Source organism: Claveliimonas monacensis (genome assembly GCF_014982975.1).
In the GTDB taxonomy this organism is placed as follows: domain Bacteria; phylum Bacillota; class Clostridia; order Lachnospirales; family Lachnospiraceae; genus Claveliimonas; species Claveliimonas monacensis.
Window position 1 is genome coordinate 455,573 of sequence record NZ_JADCKL010000001.1, and the last position, 16,797, is coordinate 472,369.

At 40.8% G+C, this 16,797-nt stretch carries 30 protein-coding genes; 1 reads left to right on the forward strand and 29 read right to left on the reverse strand.

Annotated elements, in window-relative coordinates; genetic code table 11:
* Nucleotides 1–299 precede the first annotated feature (299 nt).
* Complete coding sequence (locus tag INF30_RS02225; protein ID WP_226394091.1) at nucleotides 300–836, forward strand: FKBP-type peptidyl-prolyl cis-trans isomerase; 537 nt, start codon at nucleotides 300–302, stop codon at nucleotides 834–836.
* 85 nt (nucleotides 837–921) lie between these two features.
* Here the strand turns inward: INF30_RS02225 and INF30_RS02230 are convergent, their stop codons facing one another.
* The 29 genes from INF30_RS02230 to rlmH form a co-directional block, all read right to left on the reverse strand.
* Nucleotides 922–1,899: an AAA family ATPase gene (locus tag INF30_RS02230; RefSeq protein ID WP_226394092.1), complete on the reverse strand. Its 978-nt coding sequence runs from the start codon at nucleotides 1,897–1,899 to the stop codon at nucleotides 922–924.
* Nucleotides 1,900–1,925: 26 nt separating this feature from the next.
* Nucleotides 1,926–2,078: a hypothetical protein gene (locus INF30_RS02235; RefSeq protein ID WP_226394093.1), complete on the reverse strand. Its 153-nt coding sequence runs from the start codon at nucleotides 2,076–2,078 to the stop codon at nucleotides 1,926–1,928.
* A 38-nt stretch (nucleotides 2,079–2,116) separates the two neighbouring features.
* Nucleotides 2,117–2,419: an aminoglycoside 6-adenylyltransferase gene (locus INF30_RS02240; protein ID WP_264176826.1), complete on the reverse strand. Its 303-nt coding sequence runs from the start codon at nucleotides 2,417–2,419 to the stop codon at nucleotides 2,117–2,119.
* Nucleotides 2,412–2,687: an aminoglycoside 6-adenylyltransferase gene (locus INF30_RS02245; RefSeq protein WP_226394094.1), complete on the reverse strand. Its 276-nt coding sequence runs from the start codon at nucleotides 2,685–2,687 to the stop codon at nucleotides 2,412–2,414. Before INF30_RS02245 ends, INF30_RS02240 begins: the two co-directional genes overlap by 8 nt.
* Nucleotides 2,688–2,716: 29 nt before the next feature.
* On the reverse strand, nucleotides 2,717–3,424 hold the full coding sequence (locus INF30_RS02250; RefSeq protein ID WP_226394095.1) for a hypothetical protein: 708 nt from the start codon (nucleotides 3,422–3,424) through the stop codon (nucleotides 2,717–2,719).
* Between the two features lie 73 nt (nucleotides 3,425–3,497).
* Nucleotides 3,498–3,941: a hypothetical protein gene (locus tag INF30_RS02255; RefSeq protein WP_226394096.1), complete on the reverse strand. Its 444-nt coding sequence runs from the start codon at nucleotides 3,939–3,941 to the stop codon at nucleotides 3,498–3,500.
* Between the two features lie 132 nt (nucleotides 3,942–4,073).
* Nucleotides 4,074–4,178: a helix-turn-helix transcriptional regulator gene (locus INF30_RS02260; protein WP_083582498.1), complete on the reverse strand. Its 105-nt coding sequence runs from the start codon at nucleotides 4,176–4,178 to the stop codon at nucleotides 4,074–4,076.
* Nucleotides 4,179–4,308: 130 nt separating this feature from the next.
* Nucleotides 4,309–4,635: a hypothetical protein gene (locus INF30_RS02265; RefSeq protein WP_226394097.1), complete on the reverse strand. Its 327-nt coding sequence runs from the start codon at nucleotides 4,633–4,635 to the stop codon at nucleotides 4,309–4,311.
* 234 nt (nucleotides 4,636–4,869) lie between these two features.
* Entirely contained in the window at nucleotides 4,870–5,352 is a 483-nt protein-coding gene (locus INF30_RS02270; protein ID WP_226394098.1) for a GNAT family N-acetyltransferase, read from the reverse strand.
* 472 nt (nucleotides 5,353–5,824) lie between these two features.
* Nucleotides 5,825–6,199, reverse strand: coding sequence for a DUF3795 domain-containing protein (locus INF30_RS02275; RefSeq protein ID WP_226394099.1), 375 nt, complete (start codon nucleotides 6,197–6,199; stop codon nucleotides 5,825–5,827).
* Between the two features lie 39 nt (nucleotides 6,200–6,238).
* Complete coding sequence (locus INF30_RS02280) at nucleotides 6,239–6,946, reverse strand: GNAT family N-acetyltransferase (RefSeq protein WP_076780825.1); 708 nt, start codon at nucleotides 6,944–6,946, stop codon at nucleotides 6,239–6,241.
* Nucleotides 6,947–6,982: 36 nt separating this feature from the next.
* Nucleotides 6,983–7,315, reverse strand: coding sequence for a DUF3795 domain-containing protein (locus tag INF30_RS02285; RefSeq protein WP_226394100.1), 333 nt, complete (start codon nucleotides 7,313–7,315; stop codon nucleotides 6,983–6,985).
* Complete coding sequence (locus INF30_RS02290) at nucleotides 7,308–7,496, reverse strand: DUF6019 family protein (RefSeq protein WP_076777336.1); 189 nt, start codon at nucleotides 7,494–7,496, stop codon at nucleotides 7,308–7,310. The genes INF30_RS02285 and INF30_RS02290 overlap by 8 nt, the downstream gene beginning before the upstream one ends.
* A gap of 38 nt (nucleotides 7,497–7,534) precedes the next feature.
* Nucleotides 7,535–8,260 carry an AAA family ATPase gene (locus INF30_RS02295; protein WP_226394101.1) on the reverse strand — a complete coding sequence of 242 codons (726 nt, stop codon included), beginning with the start codon at nucleotides 8,258–8,260 and terminating at the stop codon, nucleotides 7,535–7,537.
* Between the two features lie 127 nt (nucleotides 8,261–8,387).
* Entirely contained in the window at nucleotides 8,388–8,945 is a 558-nt protein-coding gene (locus INF30_RS02300; protein WP_226394102.1) for a hypothetical protein, read from the reverse strand.
* Between the two features lie 82 nt (nucleotides 8,946–9,027).
* Complete coding sequence (locus tag INF30_RS02305) at nucleotides 9,028–9,480, reverse strand: GNAT family N-acetyltransferase (RefSeq protein WP_226394103.1); 453 nt, start codon at nucleotides 9,478–9,480, stop codon at nucleotides 9,028–9,030.
* A gap of 22 nt (nucleotides 9,481–9,502) precedes the next feature.
* Nucleotides 9,503–9,781 carry a hypothetical protein gene (locus INF30_RS02310; RefSeq protein WP_070088316.1) on the reverse strand — a complete coding sequence of 93 codons (279 nt, stop codon included), beginning with the start codon at nucleotides 9,779–9,781 and terminating at the stop codon, nucleotides 9,503–9,505.
* Nucleotides 9,782–9,917: 136 nt separating this feature from the next.
* Nucleotides 9,918–10,274, reverse strand: a complete 357-nt coding sequence (locus tag INF30_RS02315; RefSeq protein ID WP_226394104.1) for a DUF4299 domain-containing protein — start codon at nucleotides 10,272–10,274, stop codon at nucleotides 9,918–9,920.
* Nucleotides 10,275–10,294: 20 nt separating this feature from the next.
* The gene (locus INF30_RS02320) at nucleotides 10,295–10,705 is read right to left on the reverse strand and encodes a hypothetical protein (protein ID WP_226394105.1); all 411 of its coding nucleotides are present in this window, start codon (nucleotides 10,703–10,705) and stop codon (nucleotides 10,295–10,297) included.
* Nucleotides 10,706–10,772: 67 nt separating this feature from the next.
* Nucleotides 10,773–12,173 (reverse strand): MATE family efflux transporter, encoded by a 1,401-nt coding sequence (locus INF30_RS02325; protein ID WP_226394106.1) that lies wholly within the window; start codon nucleotides 12,171–12,173, stop codon nucleotides 10,773–10,775.
* A gap of 40 nt (nucleotides 12,174–12,213) precedes the next feature.
* Nucleotides 12,214–12,480, reverse strand: coding sequence for a GyrI-like domain-containing protein (locus INF30_RS02330; protein WP_330601209.1), 267 nt, complete (start codon nucleotides 12,478–12,480; stop codon nucleotides 12,214–12,216).
* Nucleotides 12,458–12,916, reverse strand: a complete 459-nt coding sequence (locus INF30_RS02335; protein WP_408639744.1) for a dihydrofolate reductase family protein — start codon at nucleotides 12,914–12,916, stop codon at nucleotides 12,458–12,460. Before INF30_RS02335 ends, INF30_RS02330 begins: the two co-directional genes overlap by 23 nt.
* 3 nt (nucleotides 12,917–12,919) lie before the next feature.
* Nucleotides 12,920–13,303 (reverse strand): GNAT family N-acetyltransferase, encoded by a 384-nt coding sequence (locus INF30_RS02340; protein WP_226394107.1) that lies wholly within the window; start codon nucleotides 13,301–13,303, stop codon nucleotides 12,920–12,922.
* Between the two features lie 35 nt (nucleotides 13,304–13,338).
* The gene (locus tag INF30_RS02345; RefSeq protein WP_226394108.1) at nucleotides 13,339–13,923 is read right to left on the reverse strand and encodes a GNAT family N-acetyltransferase; all 585 of its coding nucleotides are present in this window, start codon (nucleotides 13,921–13,923) and stop codon (nucleotides 13,339–13,341) included.
* Nucleotides 13,924–14,162: 239 nt separating this feature from the next.
* Nucleotides 14,163–14,357, reverse strand: a complete 195-nt coding sequence (locus INF30_RS02350) for a hypothetical protein (protein WP_226394109.1) — start codon at nucleotides 14,355–14,357, stop codon at nucleotides 14,163–14,165.
* 185 nt (nucleotides 14,358–14,542) lie between these two features.
* The gene (locus INF30_RS02355) at nucleotides 14,543–15,013 is read right to left on the reverse strand and encodes a hypothetical protein (protein ID WP_076777334.1); all 471 of its coding nucleotides are present in this window, start codon (nucleotides 15,011–15,013) and stop codon (nucleotides 14,543–14,545) included.
* The gene (locus INF30_RS02360; RefSeq protein ID WP_226394110.1) at nucleotides 15,010–15,462 is read right to left on the reverse strand and encodes a DUF3990 domain-containing protein; all 453 of its coding nucleotides are present in this window, start codon (nucleotides 15,460–15,462) and stop codon (nucleotides 15,010–15,012) included. The genes INF30_RS02355 and INF30_RS02360 overlap by 4 nt, the downstream gene beginning before the upstream one ends.
* A 52-nt stretch (nucleotides 15,463–15,514) precedes the next feature.
* Nucleotides 15,515–16,024 (reverse strand): GNAT family N-acetyltransferase, encoded by a 510-nt coding sequence (locus tag INF30_RS02365; protein ID WP_226394111.1) that lies wholly within the window; start codon nucleotides 16,022–16,024, stop codon nucleotides 15,515–15,517.
* Nucleotides 16,025–16,210: 186 nt separating this feature from the next.
* On the reverse strand, nucleotides 16,211–16,690 hold the full coding sequence (rlmH, locus tag INF30_RS02370) for a 23S rRNA (pseudouridine(1915)-N(3))-methyltransferase RlmH (RefSeq protein WP_076777331.1): 480 nt from the start codon (nucleotides 16,688–16,690) through the stop codon (nucleotides 16,211–16,213).
* Nucleotides 16,691–16,797 lie beyond the last annotated feature (107 nt).

Sequence of the window (16,797 nt, forward strand, 5' to 3'; positions counted from 1 at the left end):
ACATACATGATGCATTGGCGATTTTAAATTGACTGAGATTGGCGTTTTTAATCCGACTCTGAATGGCGAAAATCGCCCGACGCTAACAATATAGATGAGACAAAATCCGTTGTCCTTTTTATTAGCGAATAGCCGACATCAAGCCACCTCCTTTATTTTGCTTTTTCCATCATAGCACAGCGCTCCTCCACGCACAAGCCCTGATTTTTCTTATTTTCCTCCCGGAAATCACAGATTGATCATATTTTCCCTGTAAAATAATAAAAGACATTTTTAACGAAACGAGGTAAGAGTACACAATGAAAAAAGAAAATCGAAAAATGGCACAGCAGCGCAGAGCACAGGAACGCCGCAAAAAAGAACGCATACGCAAGCTCAAAAAATTTCTCACCATAGCAGTTCCCTGCCTTGCCGTCATCCTTCTCATTGCAGCCATCGCCCTATCTTCCCGCTCATCCGGGGATGACTCATCTTCCGGCACAACCGCAGAAGACACTTCCGGCACAGACACAGCGGACACCAGCAGCGATGAGACGGGCAGCACCTCCTACTCAACTGACACATCACTCACTGTAGAGAATGGTGACACAGTCAACATTGACTATGTGGGAACGGTGGACGGTGTGGAATTTGAAGGCGGAAGCACAGACGGCGCAGGCACAGACCTGGTGATCGGCTCCGGCTCCTACATTGACGGCTTTGAAGACCAGCTCATCGGTGCCCATCCGGGCGACACAGTGGAAGTCAATGTCACCTTCCCCGAGGACTACGGCGTAGAGGATCTGAACGGAAAGGCTGCTGTGTTCACGGTGACTGTCAACGGGATTTACGAATAATCACACTTTTTAAAAGCCATATACCACCGTATTTTCCTATGCCTGGTATATGGCTTTTATATCCTGCTTTTGACGAACTCCTTCTTTATGGCTGCTCTGGCAGGGTGCTTTTCTCCTGCTCACCCGCATGCAGCACAACCTGCTCCAGTTTCTGTGCCAGGTTCTCCTGCCTGGCACCACAAGCCTCCATCACCCGAATAAGGCTATCCATGGCATTCCCAATCCGTCCTCTGGTCCGGCGTGCCCGGTCCAGCCCTTCTTTGATTTTGTCGTGGACGACCCAGTCAACAAGGAGACCGTCAAAGAAGTAGTCGGCAAAGGTGAGGAAACCTCCCAGATTTATCTGGATATCTCCGGAAATCTCCTCTTTCACGTCAGCCAGTTCTGTCCGAAAGCCCCGCAGGGCTCCCTGGAGTTCCTTTGTCATTTCCTGTATCTCATTCAGCCCGTTGTATTTCACAACATCTGTCAGAATACTCCCTCCGATCAGGTCAACTGTACTCCATCCCTTTACATGCTCCAGTTTATCCACCACCTGCTCCGCAATGTCGTAAGCCTTCTGTCCTGCTTCCAGAGCCTCCCTCACTTCTCTTTGCTGGTTTTCCAGGAACGCAAGCCGCTGCTCCAGCTCCAGGATCCTGGCCGCTGCACCGTCTCCTCGCTTTTTGATCTGTTTCTTTTTTTCTTCCAGCAGCCGGTCATACTCTTCCCTGGCCTTCTGAATCTGGGAGAGAGCTCTTTCGCAATGATCAATATCCGCCTTTACCGCCTGCAGCTCGCCATATGCCGCATCAAATTTCAAGGCAGCAGCCCGGGCCTCCTCCTCTTCTTTGGAAAGCTTCCCTTCCGCCCTGCCGGAAACCCTGTAAAAGAATGCCGCCAGGCTTCTCCCGTTCAGCCTGTCCACATCCTCCTGCTCGTCCAGCATGATCTTTTCAAGCTCCGCAGTCCGCTCTTCCAGTTCTTTCTGCTGTTCCAGAAGATCTGCATATTTTGCATCCAGCCTCTTTTTCTCCATGATCTTCTGCTGCAGACGCTGCAGATCACTGTCATAGTAATTCATATCCGCCCCTCCTTTATTTTATCTTTTCATTCTTTTTTCCCGCTTATCACGCATCCAAATGCAACTCCAAGCGCAAGCCCCAGTGCTAGATTGTCTGTCAGCAGCCCGAAAACAAGGCCCAGACTGATCCCAATTGCAATGCCGCTGTCAGAATTTTTGTTTTCATCCATTTTCTTCATCGTGCAATCTCCTATATTCTCTTTACAGGTCCATCCGGTCAGCAGTCTGCTCCGGAGCCGCCGGACACTGCTTTCACATAGGTTATGAATCCCTGCTCGTACTCCTCCGGATATACCACGCCAAGACTCTCTGCCACCAGAACTGCCGTTTCGCGAAACAGACGGCAGGAAGCGTCCATGGACTTCCAGAAATGCGCATAGCTGCTGTCAGGGAACGTCTGCTGGTATAGCCGGTAGATCGTTTCCGGAAGATACCGTTTAAAATATTTATTCTGCTTGCCGCAGAAGACCGAATAGTCTGTCCTGCTCCCTATATACCACCCCAGCATAATTTCAAGCATATGGTGGGGCTGCGCATAAACGGTCTCCGTATCCAAACACATCATCCTGCTCCTGCTTCAGAATGACCTTGCCAAAGGGATCCATCCACGACAGATCCGCGCGGAAACTTTCCGTCTCCTTCACCACATACATAATATCAAAATCCTGATAAATGTCCCTGGGAGCATTGGGGTTTGCCCTTGATCCTTTCAGATACGCCGCCAGCACACGGTCGTCGGACCTGGCAGTGTTGATAATGATATGAAACATTTCTTTCTCTGTGCGCATATGTTCTTTCCTCACTTACAGCTCATCTGTCATTTCCTTCTCTTCGTAATGATTTTATCCGGATCGGTATGCCGCAAAAAGTATGCGTCCATATCCTCGATTCCTGTCATATTATCATTTAGTGACATATGTCTGGTTTTTGTGTAAACTTTGATCTTTTTTATTGTCTCCCAGCCGGAATCTATCCTGGTCTTCCGGATGATCCTGGTCACTTCATCCACATGGAAGGTGTATTCTCTTCCTGCTGTGGGTCTGACAGTTACAATGGCACCCTCAGTTGTTACCCGGAACCGCCATATCCGGAATCCCCAGGCAAGAAACGGGCTGGCCAGCAGAACAGATACACTGGCGAATACTATAGAAAACATCAGACTTGCAATATCCAGCACGGTAATCAGCACCACCGGAAAAATAAGAGAGAAAACTGCCACAGCCACAATGACATAATAGGTTTTTGACCAGTATACTTCCGTTTTCAGTCCGAGTTTCGTTTCAAACAGGACTTTGCCGCCATCATCAAAAAAGAGTACTTTTTTACCACAGTTCTTTCCATACCGGGTAGCTTTATAGATCAGATCAAGCCTGTCCTGATCCGTCGCCTCTCCCGCATGTCGGATCCAACGGACAGAATCAGCGTATGCATAAAAGCTCCCAAGGCAGGCTTCCCCGTCAAACCTTGCAATGTTTCCATTATCATCTTCAATTTGCACGTATCCCTTCGTACCTGTAACTTTCAACTTACACCCGCCCCTCAAAGGCATTCTCTGCCATGAACAGACTTTCACAGTCCCCGCTCTTAACGCTGTCTGATCATAAAAGCCCCATTTCTTCCAATTCTTCGGCATCCTTCAGATTGCATATAATGACTGTAAAGTTCTCCGCAACAAATTCCGGTTCCTCATAAATATTTTCATTGATGCTTTCATCATAGTATCCTGTGGAAGTCCTCAGCAGAACATGTCCATACGTGTCTTTGTCAGAATTGCAGCTTAGTACAACAGTGCAGCCACAGCTCTCCAGCACAGGCAGCTGATACGCCTCTATCATTTTTTCCTCCCGGCAGTTTTTATATATTACCGGTATGTTGTCCGGCGTGAACCATTCTGATATTTCCAGCGCATTCCCTTCATCAGTGACATAGTATTTTCTTCCTGCTGGCTCAGGCTCACCCTTCTCTAAAAAAGAGAGATATTCTTGTGGAATCGGATAGCCAAACTCCCGGTCTGCCCAATCCTTAAAATTCTGACGCATCATATTCCACACCACCTTCCGGCGTATAATAAATGTATATTTTGTAATAACGACTTTCTCATCTGCATCTAATAATGGTGCGGACTACTTTTCTCTATTATATCATCTGATTATTCCCCTGTCATTTTCATTCTCCTAATTTGAAATGGTCTGCCTTGATACAGAAACTCTTTCTGACAGTTCTTCCTGTGACAGATTTACTTCCGCCCGATATTTTTTTATCTGTTTACCAAGCTCCATCTTTTTCATCTCCTGGTATCCAAATCATAATTAAAGTGATGTTATATATCAATCAAATTTTGTTGACATACCAGTATAAATGCTGTCAAAATCCTTTGACAGTAATACAAATAAGGCAATTCATTCCAACTCAGCTTACAAAATATGTTTCTTCTATTTTATGATATCTCCAGACAACCAGAGCGATGCCCACAGTACAGGTCAGCGCAAAGATCAAAACAGAATAAGCTGGTGAAAAGAACGCAATCATCCCGCCTATAAACAGGGGGATGGCACATACACACCACATCTTACCTATTGCATGATTATAGGCTTTTACATCCTTTATCTTTGATTCAGGAATTTGAACGCCGCCCCAAAGCCACATGGGCTTTTTCCTGTTCATGGCATAAATACCAATGAGTATAAACAGTACGGCTGCTGACCACATGATGATGAAATATATTCCATTATTCATAACCACTCCTCCAATCCTCAAGATCCCGATCCTGCGCGATTAATGACATTTTGGGTCATATTTTCTTTATCGCTAAATCGTATACGCTTTGGGGAAATTTGCTTTTAGCTCTGAACATACTTTGTCAAAGTTGCTTATGCCATTCGTATATAGCCATTATTGAGTTGCTCTTGGTATATCTCTAAACACTTTTGAATATCATCTGCCATTTTCAACCCCTCTATAAATTAGGATTCATAAATTAAGTTTCATATATATGGAAGTATTCATAGGGCTGTCATTATAGCTGTTTATCTCATAAAAGCCATATTTCTTGTACATATGTATTGCACTTTTCAAAAACGGAAGTGTATCTAATAACATGTACGAATACCCGATTTTCTTCGCATCATCTATGATCTTCTCAACTAACAGATTGCCGATTTTTCGTCCTCTGAATGCAGGTCTTACATAGAGGCGTTTCATTTCACAATTCTGACTATCCATTTTTCTAAGTCCGATACAACCGGCTAATTCTTCATCACAATAAGCCAGATATAATCTTCCATCCGGCAGACCGTATTTTTTCTCCAAATGTTCCATTTCTTCACTGTAATTCTGGATATCCAGGTATTCCTGGAAGGAAGGATCATTTTCAACCAGCATATCCGTATATTCTTCAAATAATCTTCTTACTTCTTCAGCCCGATCGTAAGCAGATACTATTTTTATTCCCATAACCGTCTCTCCTGTGTTTTTTCGGTTTGCCGAACCAGAATTTATCTGTGTTTCTTTTTTGTTCTTTCTTTTTCTAATACTATAATCGCAAATATCGCCATAGAAAATCCGATAACACAGACGGCTGTGCCGCCAAGTGAAATCGTAGAATTTATAAATCCCGTCATCCCATTTACCACAGCTAAAATAATCAAACCGAAACATATTACTAATGCGACTTTAGAGTGTCTTATAAAAACCAGTTAAACGGATTTAATAGTTCCAGGAAAAAATGCAGGAAAATATCCTTAAATTTTTCTTTGGCATATGCCTTCCCTTTCCTGGTACTAAAAAGTGCACGTATGAGTGAAATCAATACAATTACTGGAATATATATAATTAGTACAAGAATGATAATTTGAATCAATTCCATAATTCCCCTTCTGATCAAAAGCTGTTACCTGCCTTTGTCCATACAAAAGCAATTCCAGATCTATCTATGTCCGGTTTTTATATATTCTATCAGCGCGTCCACGTCATCGAAATCGTCATAATCACCATTTATGCCTTCGCGGTGATAAATCACTCCATTTTTCTCATTCCTTTCAAGACAGTCCAAAAGGTAATCCTCTCCATACCTTCTGGCAAATTCTGTGAATACAAATGGTTTTATTTTACTTAACAAGCCTTTTGTGCATTTATCCTTGCACTCATAACAATGCTCAATCCCTTTAGAAATTGAACATTTCCTGTTTTCACACCACTCCTTATCCGGACATTCACCCGAATCGCAGCCGGCACACGTCTCATTTTCAGAGCACAAACAACAGGCAAGGCCACAGCGGGCAATTCCTAACTCTCGTCTCATAAAACACCTCTCCATTTCAGATCTAAACTTTTATTCCTGCTATTTGCAAAATGAAATATCCCGAACACCAAATGTATCCGTCCATAAAGGCATATAACCGCTTCGGATGGCAACTGCCTGTGATGCGATATTGGTTACTGAAGCACTGTAAAACGGTATTTTCCCTTGTTTCAATATTTCAACAGTCAGATTACGTACCAATAGAGAAGCCAGTTTTTTCCCTCGAAACTCCTTCTTAACATCAATTCCAACTTCCCGCAGTTCGCTATTTACATAGGACGCCCCTGCTAATGCAATAATATCCTTATCTTTCTTAGCGTAGAGAACAATGCATGTCGAAGTATTGCCATTTTCATCGAATGACAGTGAATTATCAAATCCTTTTATCCCATATAGTTTCCGTATTTCATCGGCAACGACTAATTCATACGTATAGCCTTCAATAAAAGGCAATCGTTCCATCTGGTTCATATCCGGGACATAATAAAGTGTCTGACCAAACACATAATGACTTTCATATAGCTCATCCCGGCTTTTTCCGTCAAGGTGCCTCTTTCCATCAGAAAACATATCTGAAGACAACGTAATAATATCTGTATCTCCAACACTGAGAATTTTTATATACTTCTCTGGTTTCGTAGCATCCTCAATAAAAACCGTTTCACCCGTATGTAAATCCTGCATGCTGCAATTCATTTGTTCCGCAATATATCTATAAACTGTCTCTCTGATATCCTGTCGCCGCATCTTCTGTCCACTCCCTGTCCAAAGACTTTGCTTCATTCATTCTTTCAAATTCTTCAAAGCAGCCGGATTGTTCTCCAGGATCGCTCCAACAGTAGGACAGCTTTCTAAATCCAGACAGTCGCCACAAGTAGCAACGCCCTTTTTCAATGCACACTGACGAACGCCGCACATACTATCACAAAATACAGTTTTCGCTCCGTCGACACGACACCCCTGGCAGTTAATATGTTCGGGAAGAATAGGTGCATGATTCAATTCAGCCCATTGCTTTGCCGTTTTTATTCGCAACTCCTGGTCATCATTAATTGTCGCAAGATATGCATCACAGTTTTCACAATTCAGTCCACAATATGCAATCATTTTATTCATTGTCTTCACCATTCTCTTTTTTCAGTAGTGCTTCAAGTTGTAAATCTTCTGATAGCTTTTTACCTGTTATATTTTTATAAGCTTCTTTTATTCCATTTTTTACAGCCCATTTAATAACAAAATATAATGCAATCAGTACAATGATTGCTGTACCGGCACTAATTCCTAATTCTTGAAACATTTTGATTTATCCTCCACAATTCCAGGTTTTCTGATTCTTTATAAGCTGTCCCTCTTTAATAGTCTGTCCAGTAATAAAAGTCTATTGTTTATGAACATTTCTGTAACTTGATAACTTTCTGTTTCCTCGTACTCACATAAATGTATTCTTCCATTTTCAAAACTGTATATATCGGCATCGGGTATCCCTAATAGAATGGGGGAATGCGTAACTATAAAAAACTGTGCCCCTTCCTTTGCGCACCTATGTATTTCCATTAACAATGTAAGCTGTCTCTGAGGAGACAATGCTGCTTCCGGCTCATCAAAAAGATATAAACCATTTGCCCGCAGATTATTCTGCGCTAGTGCCAGGAAACTCTCTCCATGTGACATTTTGTGATATTTAGCTGAGGGATGACTTATATCAGCATATTCCTCTTCCTGCGTTGCAACATTATAGAAACTTTCAGCTCTAAGGAAATAGCCCCATTTTTCTTTCCTGTATCCTCTGGAAATGGTTATTGCATCATACAATTCTGAGTGCGTATCATGTGTAGAAAAAACATAATTCTTTGTTCCGCCTTCTGGATTAAATCCATAGGCTACAGCAAGGGCTTCCAGTAATGTTGATTTACCACTGCCATTTTCTCCAACAAAAAAAGTAACCGGCTTATTAAAATCAAGCCTCTCAATTCCCTTAAACGCTTCTATTTTCTTCAAGTAACTGTTGTTATCAATTTTATCCCAATTGAAAATTACCCTTTGTATAAACTGATTATTCATCGAGCCACCTTCTCTCCTGGAAAACGAAATTTCCAGTTCATGCAAATATAAAGGATCAATATCAATGTAATCTTGTGTGCAGATAAATTGGTATTTTCCATTCGACAAGTTAGGATTTGTCTATATATTACACTTTACTTATCAACTTTCCTGAAAAATCAATTTCATAAAAATTTCCTTCAAAATCATGTAGCTTAATTGAGTTCTCACATAACTCAAATGCCTTTTTATCTGACATAGATACAAATATATCTTTACCCGAAAATGACCATTTCTTATTGAAATTAAAGTCTAACATGGTTATTTCTATTTCTCCATAAACGATATAACCGTTCTGTACTCTGTATATTCCATAATTACAGCCAAAACAATCAAATTCTTTGAACTTTATCATAGTACCATCATTTATATTCAACTGAACAATAGCGTCATTTTGTAAGATGGTTAAAATTTTATCCTCAAGCACAGCACAATCTTTGTCATAGCTATAAAAATCGCCTATCAATGCAATGCTGATTGCTTTGCTGAACAAATCTATTTGTATAGAAAAAACCTTATACATATCACTATGTTTTAAGTGCCTTGGATTTATCACCAAATCATATGGTTTATTATCCGTTGACTCAACAGTGTATGTTGTATCTATGGAGATATTTATACTACATATATCATTGTGTAATATCATATTATTTGCCCCACTACAAATTCCACTTTTCTGCTCTGCAACTTAGGACTTTTGCTCTACTTAACTCCTTGATAACCGAAATTTATCTGTGAATATACATTCTTGTCATATTAAGCTCATTGTCCCCTTGAACCATACACAGAAATTCCCAGCCGTATCTTTCATAAAAACTCTCATGATCTGTAATCAAATAGATTGGAGTAATTCCTTTAGACTTCATATCTTTCACAACTATATCCAGCAGTTGTCCTGCGATCCCTTGACAACGATATTCCTTTTCCGTATATACCGCACATACATTTGGCTTAAGGTCTTTCCTGTCATGAAAATCATTTTCAATCACGCCAAGGCCGCCTACAATGCACTCTCTGTCTAAACAAAGATACCAACCGTATTCTGTTTCATAATTAAGATAGGCTTCCATACACTCAAGATAAGCCTCTTGCGGCACTTTCCATTTCTCATGAAACCATGCAGCCGCTTTTTCTTTTAATTCCGGCTTTTGTCTTAAAGTAACGTAGGTATATTCTTTCATAGTGTCCTCCGTAAATCAGGATTTATCGCTTCTTTACAAGCCAATTATCATTTTGTGTTCTTCTTTCTGCATAATAACCACATGGCATGTCTTTAAGAACACCTACAGAATTGTCTAAATCGAACACTTCTTTTAGAGATACCACTCTCGCTTCATCTATATCATGTCTTGAACCACACAAGAATTGCCACATCCCATCATCTTCATCATGTGATACATATAAAATGGGTTCGTCATCGTCTATAATATGGCAGCAGATTATCGTGGCTGTATCAGGTGCATCATAAAAAGGAAAATCCATATGCAACATTCCTTTCAAATCAAGATTTTTTAACTAAGATGTGCTTCTATTTTGATCTATCGCTATGCCATCAATAACATTCGCATTATCTATTGCCATTTTCCTTTCCTCCTTATATCAGGATCGGCAGATACCTTTATCCTTTTAAACTTTCCAATTCTACTAAAGAAAGTTCTTTAACCAATATTGCGTTTTTATTTGTATCAAGTGAATACTGTTCGACTTTTTTCAAAGCTACAAAATAATCGGCATCACCTATAATTGTATCTTTAGATGTACTAACAAGCACCAGCTTCCACTCCGCTACCGGCTTTCCATCAACTTTATACTCTGACTGTGGATTTTTAGGTAATGCTGTTTTAGTGCCCTCAGTTAAAGCTATTGCGCCAAACGGACTACCATCAGGTTTTCCATAGAATTTTGGTGTGGCGTTATAAGCATCACTCCAATCGACGCTCTCTTTTTTCCCTTTTAACTTATCAAATAATCCCATTACTTTACCTCCCTTCCAATTCACCTGTTTTTAAATTCTCTATAAAACTTTATCCATGGTTTTCCAAAGGTGTGATATGCTATTGGCATATAAACACAGAGAATGAGTAAAACCGGAACTAAAATAGCACCAATCCCCCCGACGCCAACTTCTATATTTCTAATATTGGAATCCTCTTCTTCAGTCACTTTAATAATATCCTGTGCATCATTTACATACACTTTTACTTCATCGCCGAATTCATAATTCTCAGGAGATAAACCGTAATCTTCAAGTGCATACTCATATTTTTTAGAGTCATGCGTCCAATAGAAGTTACCATCATAATCTGCCCGTGCCATCACATAGCCAGTTGCTCCGTCCGGAGTATTGGCCTTTTCTGCCCTTTTTGAGAACGGGGCATTAATTACGAGCGATAAAAATGCAATCATAACAGGAATACAGCATACTTAAGTCCCGCCAAAACTCCTGTTAAATTCATAAATAAGTCTCCTGTTCTTACAAATTACAGTCTACCGTCCGGTCTTTTTTATTACCATTCTTTTTCTCTCCGTACTTTTTAAAGATATGCCTCAGCATCACAACTGCACAGATGCTCAAGATCAGTTCCGCCACAAACTGCGCATAGGCAAGTCCGTAGAGCGGGAACAGCCGGTTCAGTATGATCAGGGCAGGGATCTCCAATACGACTTTTCTCATAATCGCAAATATAAGCGCGTACCTGCCAAGTCCCAGTGCCTGGAACACACCGACTGCCAGAAAATCAATACTCAGGAATACAATACCCAGACAGAACCCTCTCAGGAACGTCGATCCGTACGCTATGATTGTCTCATTCTTCATAAACAGTCCAATGAGCGCATCCGATCCTGCATAGTATCCGATCGTCACCACTGCCAGTACCGGCACGATAAGTTTCAGGGCAAACAGAATGGTATCCTTCATTCTCCTGATTCTCCCCGCGGCAAATGTATAACTTATCAGAGGCATGATTCCCTGCGAGAAACCGAGCGCCACCTGCATCGGGACCATGTAGACCTTGTACGCAATCCCCATTGCCGCAACCGCATCTGCGCCGTAGACAGACGTAAAGTTATTGAGTATCGTCATGCCCGTCACATTCAGGAGATTCTGGATCGAAGCCGGAATACCGACACCGCACACTTCAATAATAATCCTCTTTTTCAGACGGAACTTTCTCGGATCGATACAGACAAATGTGTTTCCCCGCTTCACATAGAGAAGTACGAAGAAATACAGGCACGCCATACAGTTAGAAAGGAATGTGGCAAGGCCCGCGCCTGCCGCTCCCATGTTCAGCCCCCACGGAAGTATGAAGATCGGGTCTAAGATAATATTGAGGATACAGCCGCTCATCGTCCCGATACTGGCATGCATCGCTGCACCCTCGGAGCGCACCAGATAAGCCATGACCACATTGAGGATGGCAGGCGCAGCCCCCAGATATACCGCCCAGAACATATATCCCTGCGTTGCCGCCCAGGTCGTCTTATCTGCCCCAATAAGCGTCAGAAGCGGGCTGTTCAGCAGACCGCACAGTAGTCCGAAGAGCACGCCGCTTATAAGGGAGCAATAAAAACCAAAAGCCGAACTCTCCGACACCGTCTTATAGTCTTTTCTTCCCAGTGCCCGGCTCATCATACTGGATGTGCCTACACCGAAGAGATTGTTTACCGCATTAAATGCCAGCAGCACCGGCGAGGCAAGAGATACCGCCGCATTCTCCACCGGATCATTCATCATTCCCACAAAATAGGTGTCCGCCATATTGTAGAGCACCATAACAAGAGAGCTGAAGATCATCGGGACGGCAAGCTTTGCCACCGCCCTGGGAATGGGGGCGCTCTCAAATAACTGTATCTTTTCATTTTCGTGCATTATTGTATCATCTCCTTAGCGTTTTCCAAATGACCAACGATCATTCCTTTTTTATGACCGGAACCCAGATTTCACTGTATGCATAGTCAGGTTTTTCTTCATCCATTTTCGTAAATGAGAAAGACAACGACTCTGCAAGTTCATAATCTGATGTCAAGAACCATTCGGAATAGATCCTTGCCATTGTATCCTGCAAAGTAAACGGGAACGGACCTTCATTCGGAAAAACCGCCCACGTATACGCTTTGACAGGGGATGTGTCCAGATTACTGCCAATGTCATTTTTAGTTGTCAAAACGCCTATCAAATGAGTTAATTCTCCGAATGGTTGGAATTACAGTAATATAGTAAATATCAATCAAATTCTCGTTCACCAACTGCTGAACAATATCAGCTCCGCCGCAAATCCAAATTCCTTTTCCGCGTTGTTTCTTTAATTTTTTTATTAAGTCACCAGGATTTTCATTTGTAAATATAATTTTTTCAGAAGAAGCGTCCTCTCCATGCGTAATCACATAAGTTATAAAATCGTCATATACCCACACATCAGGAGAAAGCTCGGTGATAAGCTGATGATACGTATTTCTCCCCATTAAGATTGTATCTATATCCTTTACAAATTCAGAATACGAATCAATATTTTCACTATCGTCGCCCTGCCCCGTCAGCCAGCTGACACCACCTTCGCTATCCGCAATATATCCATCAAGGCTCATTGCAATAAATAAACTAACCTTTCTCATATCTTAATTCCTCATATATAATAATGGATACGGATTCCCCTGCTCGTCCAACTCTGTTCGTTTATAAACTTCAAACCCCATATATTCATAAAATCCTATCGCAAGAGGATTCTGTTCATTTACAGACAGTTCATTTATTGAATAATTTTCCATGCCATATTGCAGTAACTGTTTCCCGGCCCCTTGTCCTCTGTATTCGTTTGAAACAAATAGCATTTCAAGCATTTTATCTGCAATGCCCATGAACCCTATTGGATTTCCATTATCGTTTTCTGCGATCACAAGAACAGGAACATCTTTCAAGGCTTGTGGAACATACTGCTTAAATACATCTAATAATTTTTGTATCAATACAGGACTCCGTTCTTTTATTTGAACTATTTTCAAATGATCTTTACCTCCGCAGATTAGGATTTATCGGTTCATAGTATCTCGACAAAGTGATTATCCGATTCATCCCAATATTTTTTATATACAAAATCTGTGTTGTCATTAAAGTTAAGCTGATACATTCTGAATATGACAAGAAAATCTTTAGGCTGCCATTGTTCTTCATAGGAATAGCAGTATTTCATGCCAACTTTTTTCATGACGTTTCCGCTTCTCGGATTGTTTCTGTCATGGGTTGCTGTAATGTATGGCAGCCCGTCTTTTTTCACCTGTTCCACAACGGCTTTTCCTGCTTCTGTAACAATCCCCCTGTGCCAAAACTCCTTGCGCAACCCATAACCAAAGTCATGGTGTTCTTCCATATCAACTTTGATATAACCTATTGGGAAATTATCTTCTTTCAGGCAGATAGCATATGCGTAGCCTTGCGGCTGTGTATATTTTAAAGCATATCTTTCTTCATAAAATTTCTCTGTCTCCTCTATATTTTTTACAGGATACCACGGCAGAAACTTATTCACTTCCTCGTCTTTGAGGATTAGATATAACGCTTCCATATCTTGTCTGGTAAATTTTCTTAAAATCAAACGCTCTGTTTCCAATGTAGGCGTATTCATACAGTCTTACCTCAACAATTTCCGAGTTGTCAAGCCACTTTAGCTTATTATAACACTCTCTGTATTTCCCTGTCATTTTATTTCTGACTCATACAAAAAGGGAGTGGAACTTCACCTGTCCACTCTCTTCCAAATCCATATAAATACGCCAATCCCTACTTATTATATTTCATCATTGTACACCCGAATATTCCATCGATATAATTCTTCTTCCTCTGCATTAAGCGAAAATGGCCCTGTCACCTTGGATATCGGTATTCCATAAGATGCGCATATATACTGCCATATTCTTTTTCAGAAAGCATCCCGCCCCTATAATCAGAATATGCTTGACGGGATAATTCGTCTAATTCTTGTCTATTCTCTATTCCTGTTTTTTTCACTCTCTCCAAATAATTGATCGCCTTATCAGAAAATCTTTTATCATAGTTCACTTCATATCATCCTTCACAAAATTCTATTTGCTTTTGTCTAGTTTGCTAAACTGATTTTTTCATAAGTTCTTCTAACATTTTCCTACGAAAAGAGAGCGGAACACCATCTGTCCACTCTCTTTCCAAATACTTTACATGCCTTACTATCTCACACCATATCACTTCCAAATGCGATCATCTGCTCTTTAAAATCCTCCATTATTATAGGCTCTTGTTATTACATAAGACGGTTCATAATATGCACTGCTGTTGTAATTATCAATCGTGTCACATATTTCATCATTATATACTCGGATCATTCCATCAATATAGTCTTCCTCCGGCTGTAGCGTTGACAGAATCAGTCTTGTATATACTTTCCCCATCTGTGTTTCTGATGGGATCTCGTCTACCAGTTCCAAATCCACATTCGTTATATCAAAATTTCCTTTTACCAGCTTATACTCTTCAATCCATTCATCTTCAATTTTCAGAGGATTCTCACAATGGAGTACATTAGCCAGGCTGATCAGACGCACCCACTCATCTTTCGTTATAGAATTAACAACATATTTGTTTTTCTGATGCAATTTCCTTGCAACACGTTCTATCATATAACATAGAAAATAAAGATCATTCTCGGTTATCTGCTCTTCCGGGAAAAATTTGTTTGTCATAGCGAATAACTCCCTTCAAATTTGATAGTCTGTAATGCCTTCTCTGTACAGAATACAATCTGATGTGTCGGATACTTAAACTTAACCAGTTCCCAGAAAGCCTCTTTCGAAATTCGTTCAGTCATATAATCCTCAACATAATCCCAGATTGTATCATCCGCCATTGGTCCCTCAACAATGTCATAATCATGTTTTAAACCGAGCCGACAGTTTACAACAAATTGCAGCCACTCCTCTGTCATCTCACTAAACTTTTTTATGTTCAGGTCCTTATCAGGTAAATATTCATAAAAATTCACAATATGCTTTCTTCGTTTTGTCAAAGCCCAGCGTTTTGCCTGCTTTTCTAAAATTGTACAGCAAAAACCGTATCCAAAATCTTTGTAAAAACCATTTCCCAATATCTGCGGTTCTTGGACTATAACATTGCTTCCATGATATAAAATCATATACTTTTTACTCCTTTACAAGTTAGGATTTATCTGTTTAACAAGCTGGATTTTATCTGTGAACAGAATACAGAAAATGGCGCATATCGCCATTGTAGTATTGTGTGACAAATTCATCTTCTTTTTTCATACCAATACTTTCCGCTACTTTCATAGAAGAATAGTTATCTGATTTGATAATAGAATATACCTTATCCCTGTTTAATCGTTCAAAAGCATATTTTTTACAGCCACTCGCCGCTTCACTTGCATATCCCTTATGCCAAAAGTTTTCTTTTAACAAATATCCGATTTCTAAAACCTCTATGCCCTTATAGGGTTGTATGGTTAGACCAGCCTGTCCTATCATCTCATCAGTATTTTTTAATGTAACCGCCCATAATCCAAAACTGTATTTTTTATATCTTTCTATTTGTCGGTCAAGCCACTCTTGCACATCATTGTCTGAAAAATCATGTTCGTAAGCGTACATAACTTTGGGATTTTGTAAAATTTCCGCTAAATCTCCAAAATCATTTTGGTTCATTTCTCTCAAATATAAACGTTCTGTTTCTAATATCATTTATCTTCTCAAATTCCAATCTGTCGTCCCAGTTTACTTCATTATACCATTCGTTTATTTCCCTGTCATTGTCTTTCTTACCCATACAAAAAGAGCGGAACATCATCTGTCCACTCTCTTTCCAAATCATTTATAAATTATCCATTACCTCATGCCATATCGCACCCAACTGCGAAAAAACCGCATTTATTTGTGATATGGTGATCCACTGATGATCCTGTAACTCCGATACACCTGCTCCAGCAGGATCACCCGCATAAGCTGATGCGGGAATGTCATTTTTGAAAAACTGAGTGCATAGTCGGACCTTGACAGCACTTCTTTTCCCAGGCCTATGGAGCCGCCGATCACAAAGGCTATGCTGCTCTTTCCTGCAAGTCCAAGGGAGTTGATCTTCTCTGCCAGCTCCTCGGAGGAGAGCATCTTGCCGCTAATCTCCAGAGTGACCACATACATGTCATCTTTTATGTACTTCAGGATCCGCTCTCCTTCTTTTGCCCTGATCCCTTCCTCTACAGTCTCGCTGGCCTGATCCGGTGTCTTCTCATCTGCCACCTCAATGATCTCCAGCTTACAATATCGGCTAAGGCGCTTGCTGTATTCAGCAATGGCATCCTTCAGATATTTTTCTTTTATTTTCCCCACTGTGATCAATGTGATCTTCATCTGCTCTGTTCCTCCTTAAGCGCCTGACTTTCCGGGACAACACCTGAAATCCAGTATATACAAAAGGGAGAGGCCCGGTACAAACCCGATCCCTCTCCCGATCAGCT

Coding starts and splice junctions, on each gene's coding strand:
- INF30_RS02225 (WP_226394091.1), top strand. CDS start 300: ATGAAAAAAGAAAATCGAAAAATGGCACAGCAGCGCAGAGCACAGGAA.
- INF30_RS02230 (WP_226394092.1), bottom strand. CDS start 1,899: ATGAATTACTATGACAGTGATCTGCAGCGTCTGCAGCAGAAGATCATG.
- INF30_RS02235 (WP_226394093.1), bottom strand. CDS start 2,078: ATGAAGAAAATGGATGAAAACAAAAATTCTGACAGCGGCATTGCAATT.
- INF30_RS02240 (WP_264176826.1), bottom strand. CDS start 2,419: ATGCTTGAAATTATGCTGGGGTGGTATATAGGGAGCAGGACAGACTAT.
- INF30_RS02245 (WP_226394094.1), bottom strand. CDS start 2,687: ATGCGCACAGAGAAAGAAATGTTTCATATCATTATCAACACTGCCAGG.
- INF30_RS02255 (WP_226394096.1), bottom strand. CDS start 3,941: ATGATGCGTCAGAATTTTAAGGATTGGGCAGACCGGGAGTTTGGCTAT.
- INF30_RS02260 (WP_083582498.1), bottom strand. CDS start 4,178: ATGGAGCTTGGTAAACAGATAAAAAAATATCGGGCGGAAGTAAATCTG.
- INF30_RS02265 (WP_226394097.1), bottom strand. CDS start 4,635: ATGAATAATGGAATATATTTCATCATCATGTGGTCAGCAGCCGTACTG.
- INF30_RS02270 (WP_226394098.1), bottom strand. CDS start 5,352: ATGGGAATAAAAATAGTATCTGCTTACGATCGGGCTGAAGAAGTAAGA.
- INF30_RS02275 (WP_226394099.1), bottom strand. CDS start 6,199: ATGAGACGAGAGTTAGGAATTGCCCGCTGTGGCCTTGCCTGTTGTTTG.
- INF30_RS02280 (WP_076780825.1), bottom strand. CDS start 6,946: ATGCGGCGACAGGATATCAGAGAGACAGTTTATAGATATATTGCGGAA.
- INF30_RS02285 (WP_226394100.1), bottom strand. CDS start 7,315: ATGAATAAAATGATTGCATATTGTGGACTGAATTGTGAAAACTGTGAT.
- INF30_RS02290 (WP_076777336.1), bottom strand. CDS start 7,496: ATGTTTCAAGAATTAGGAATTAGTGCCGGTACAGCAATCATTGTACTG.
- INF30_RS02295 (WP_226394101.1), bottom strand. CDS start 8,260: ATGAATAATCAGTTTATACAAAGGGTAATTTTCAATTGGGATAAAATT.
- INF30_RS02300 (WP_226394102.1), bottom strand. CDS start 8,945: ATGATATTACACAATGATATATGTAGTATAAATATCTCCATAGATACA.
- INF30_RS02305 (WP_226394103.1), bottom strand. CDS start 9,480: ATGAAAGAATATACCTACGTTACTTTAAGACAAAAGCCGGAATTAAAA.
- INF30_RS02310 (WP_070088316.1), bottom strand. CDS start 9,781: ATGGATTTTCCTTTTTATGATGCACCTGATACAGCCACGATAATCTGC.
- INF30_RS02315 (WP_226394104.1), bottom strand. CDS start 10,274: ATGGGATTATTTGATAAGTTAAAAGGGAAAAAAGAGAGCGTCGATTGG.
- INF30_RS02320 (WP_226394105.1), bottom strand. CDS start 10,705: ATGATTGCATTTTTATCGCTCGTAATTAATGCCCCGTTCTCAAAAAGG.
- INF30_RS02325 (WP_226394106.1), bottom strand. CDS start 12,173: ATGCACGAAAATGAAAAGATACAGTTATTTGAGAGCGCCCCCATTCCC.
- INF30_RS02335 (WP_408639744.1), bottom strand. CDS start 12,916: ATGAGAAAGGTTAGTTTATTTATTGCAATGAGCCTTGATGGATATATT.
- INF30_RS02345 (WP_226394108.1), bottom strand. CDS start 13,923: ATGAATACGCCTACATTGGAAACAGAGCGTTTGATTTTAAGAAAATTT.
- INF30_RS02355 (WP_076777334.1), bottom strand. CDS start 15,013: ATGACAAACAAATTTTTCCCGGAAGAGCAGATAACCGAGAATGATCTT.
- INF30_RS02360 (WP_226394110.1), bottom strand. CDS start 15,462: ATGATTTTATATCATGGAAGCAATGTTATAGTCCAAGAACCGCAGATA.
- INF30_RS02365 (WP_226394111.1), bottom strand. CDS start 16,024: ATGATATTAGAAACAGAACGTTTATATTTGAGAGAAATGAACCAAAAT.
- rlmH (WP_076777331.1), bottom strand. CDS start 16,690: ATGAAGATCACATTGATCACAGTGGGGAAAATAAAAGAAAAATATCTG.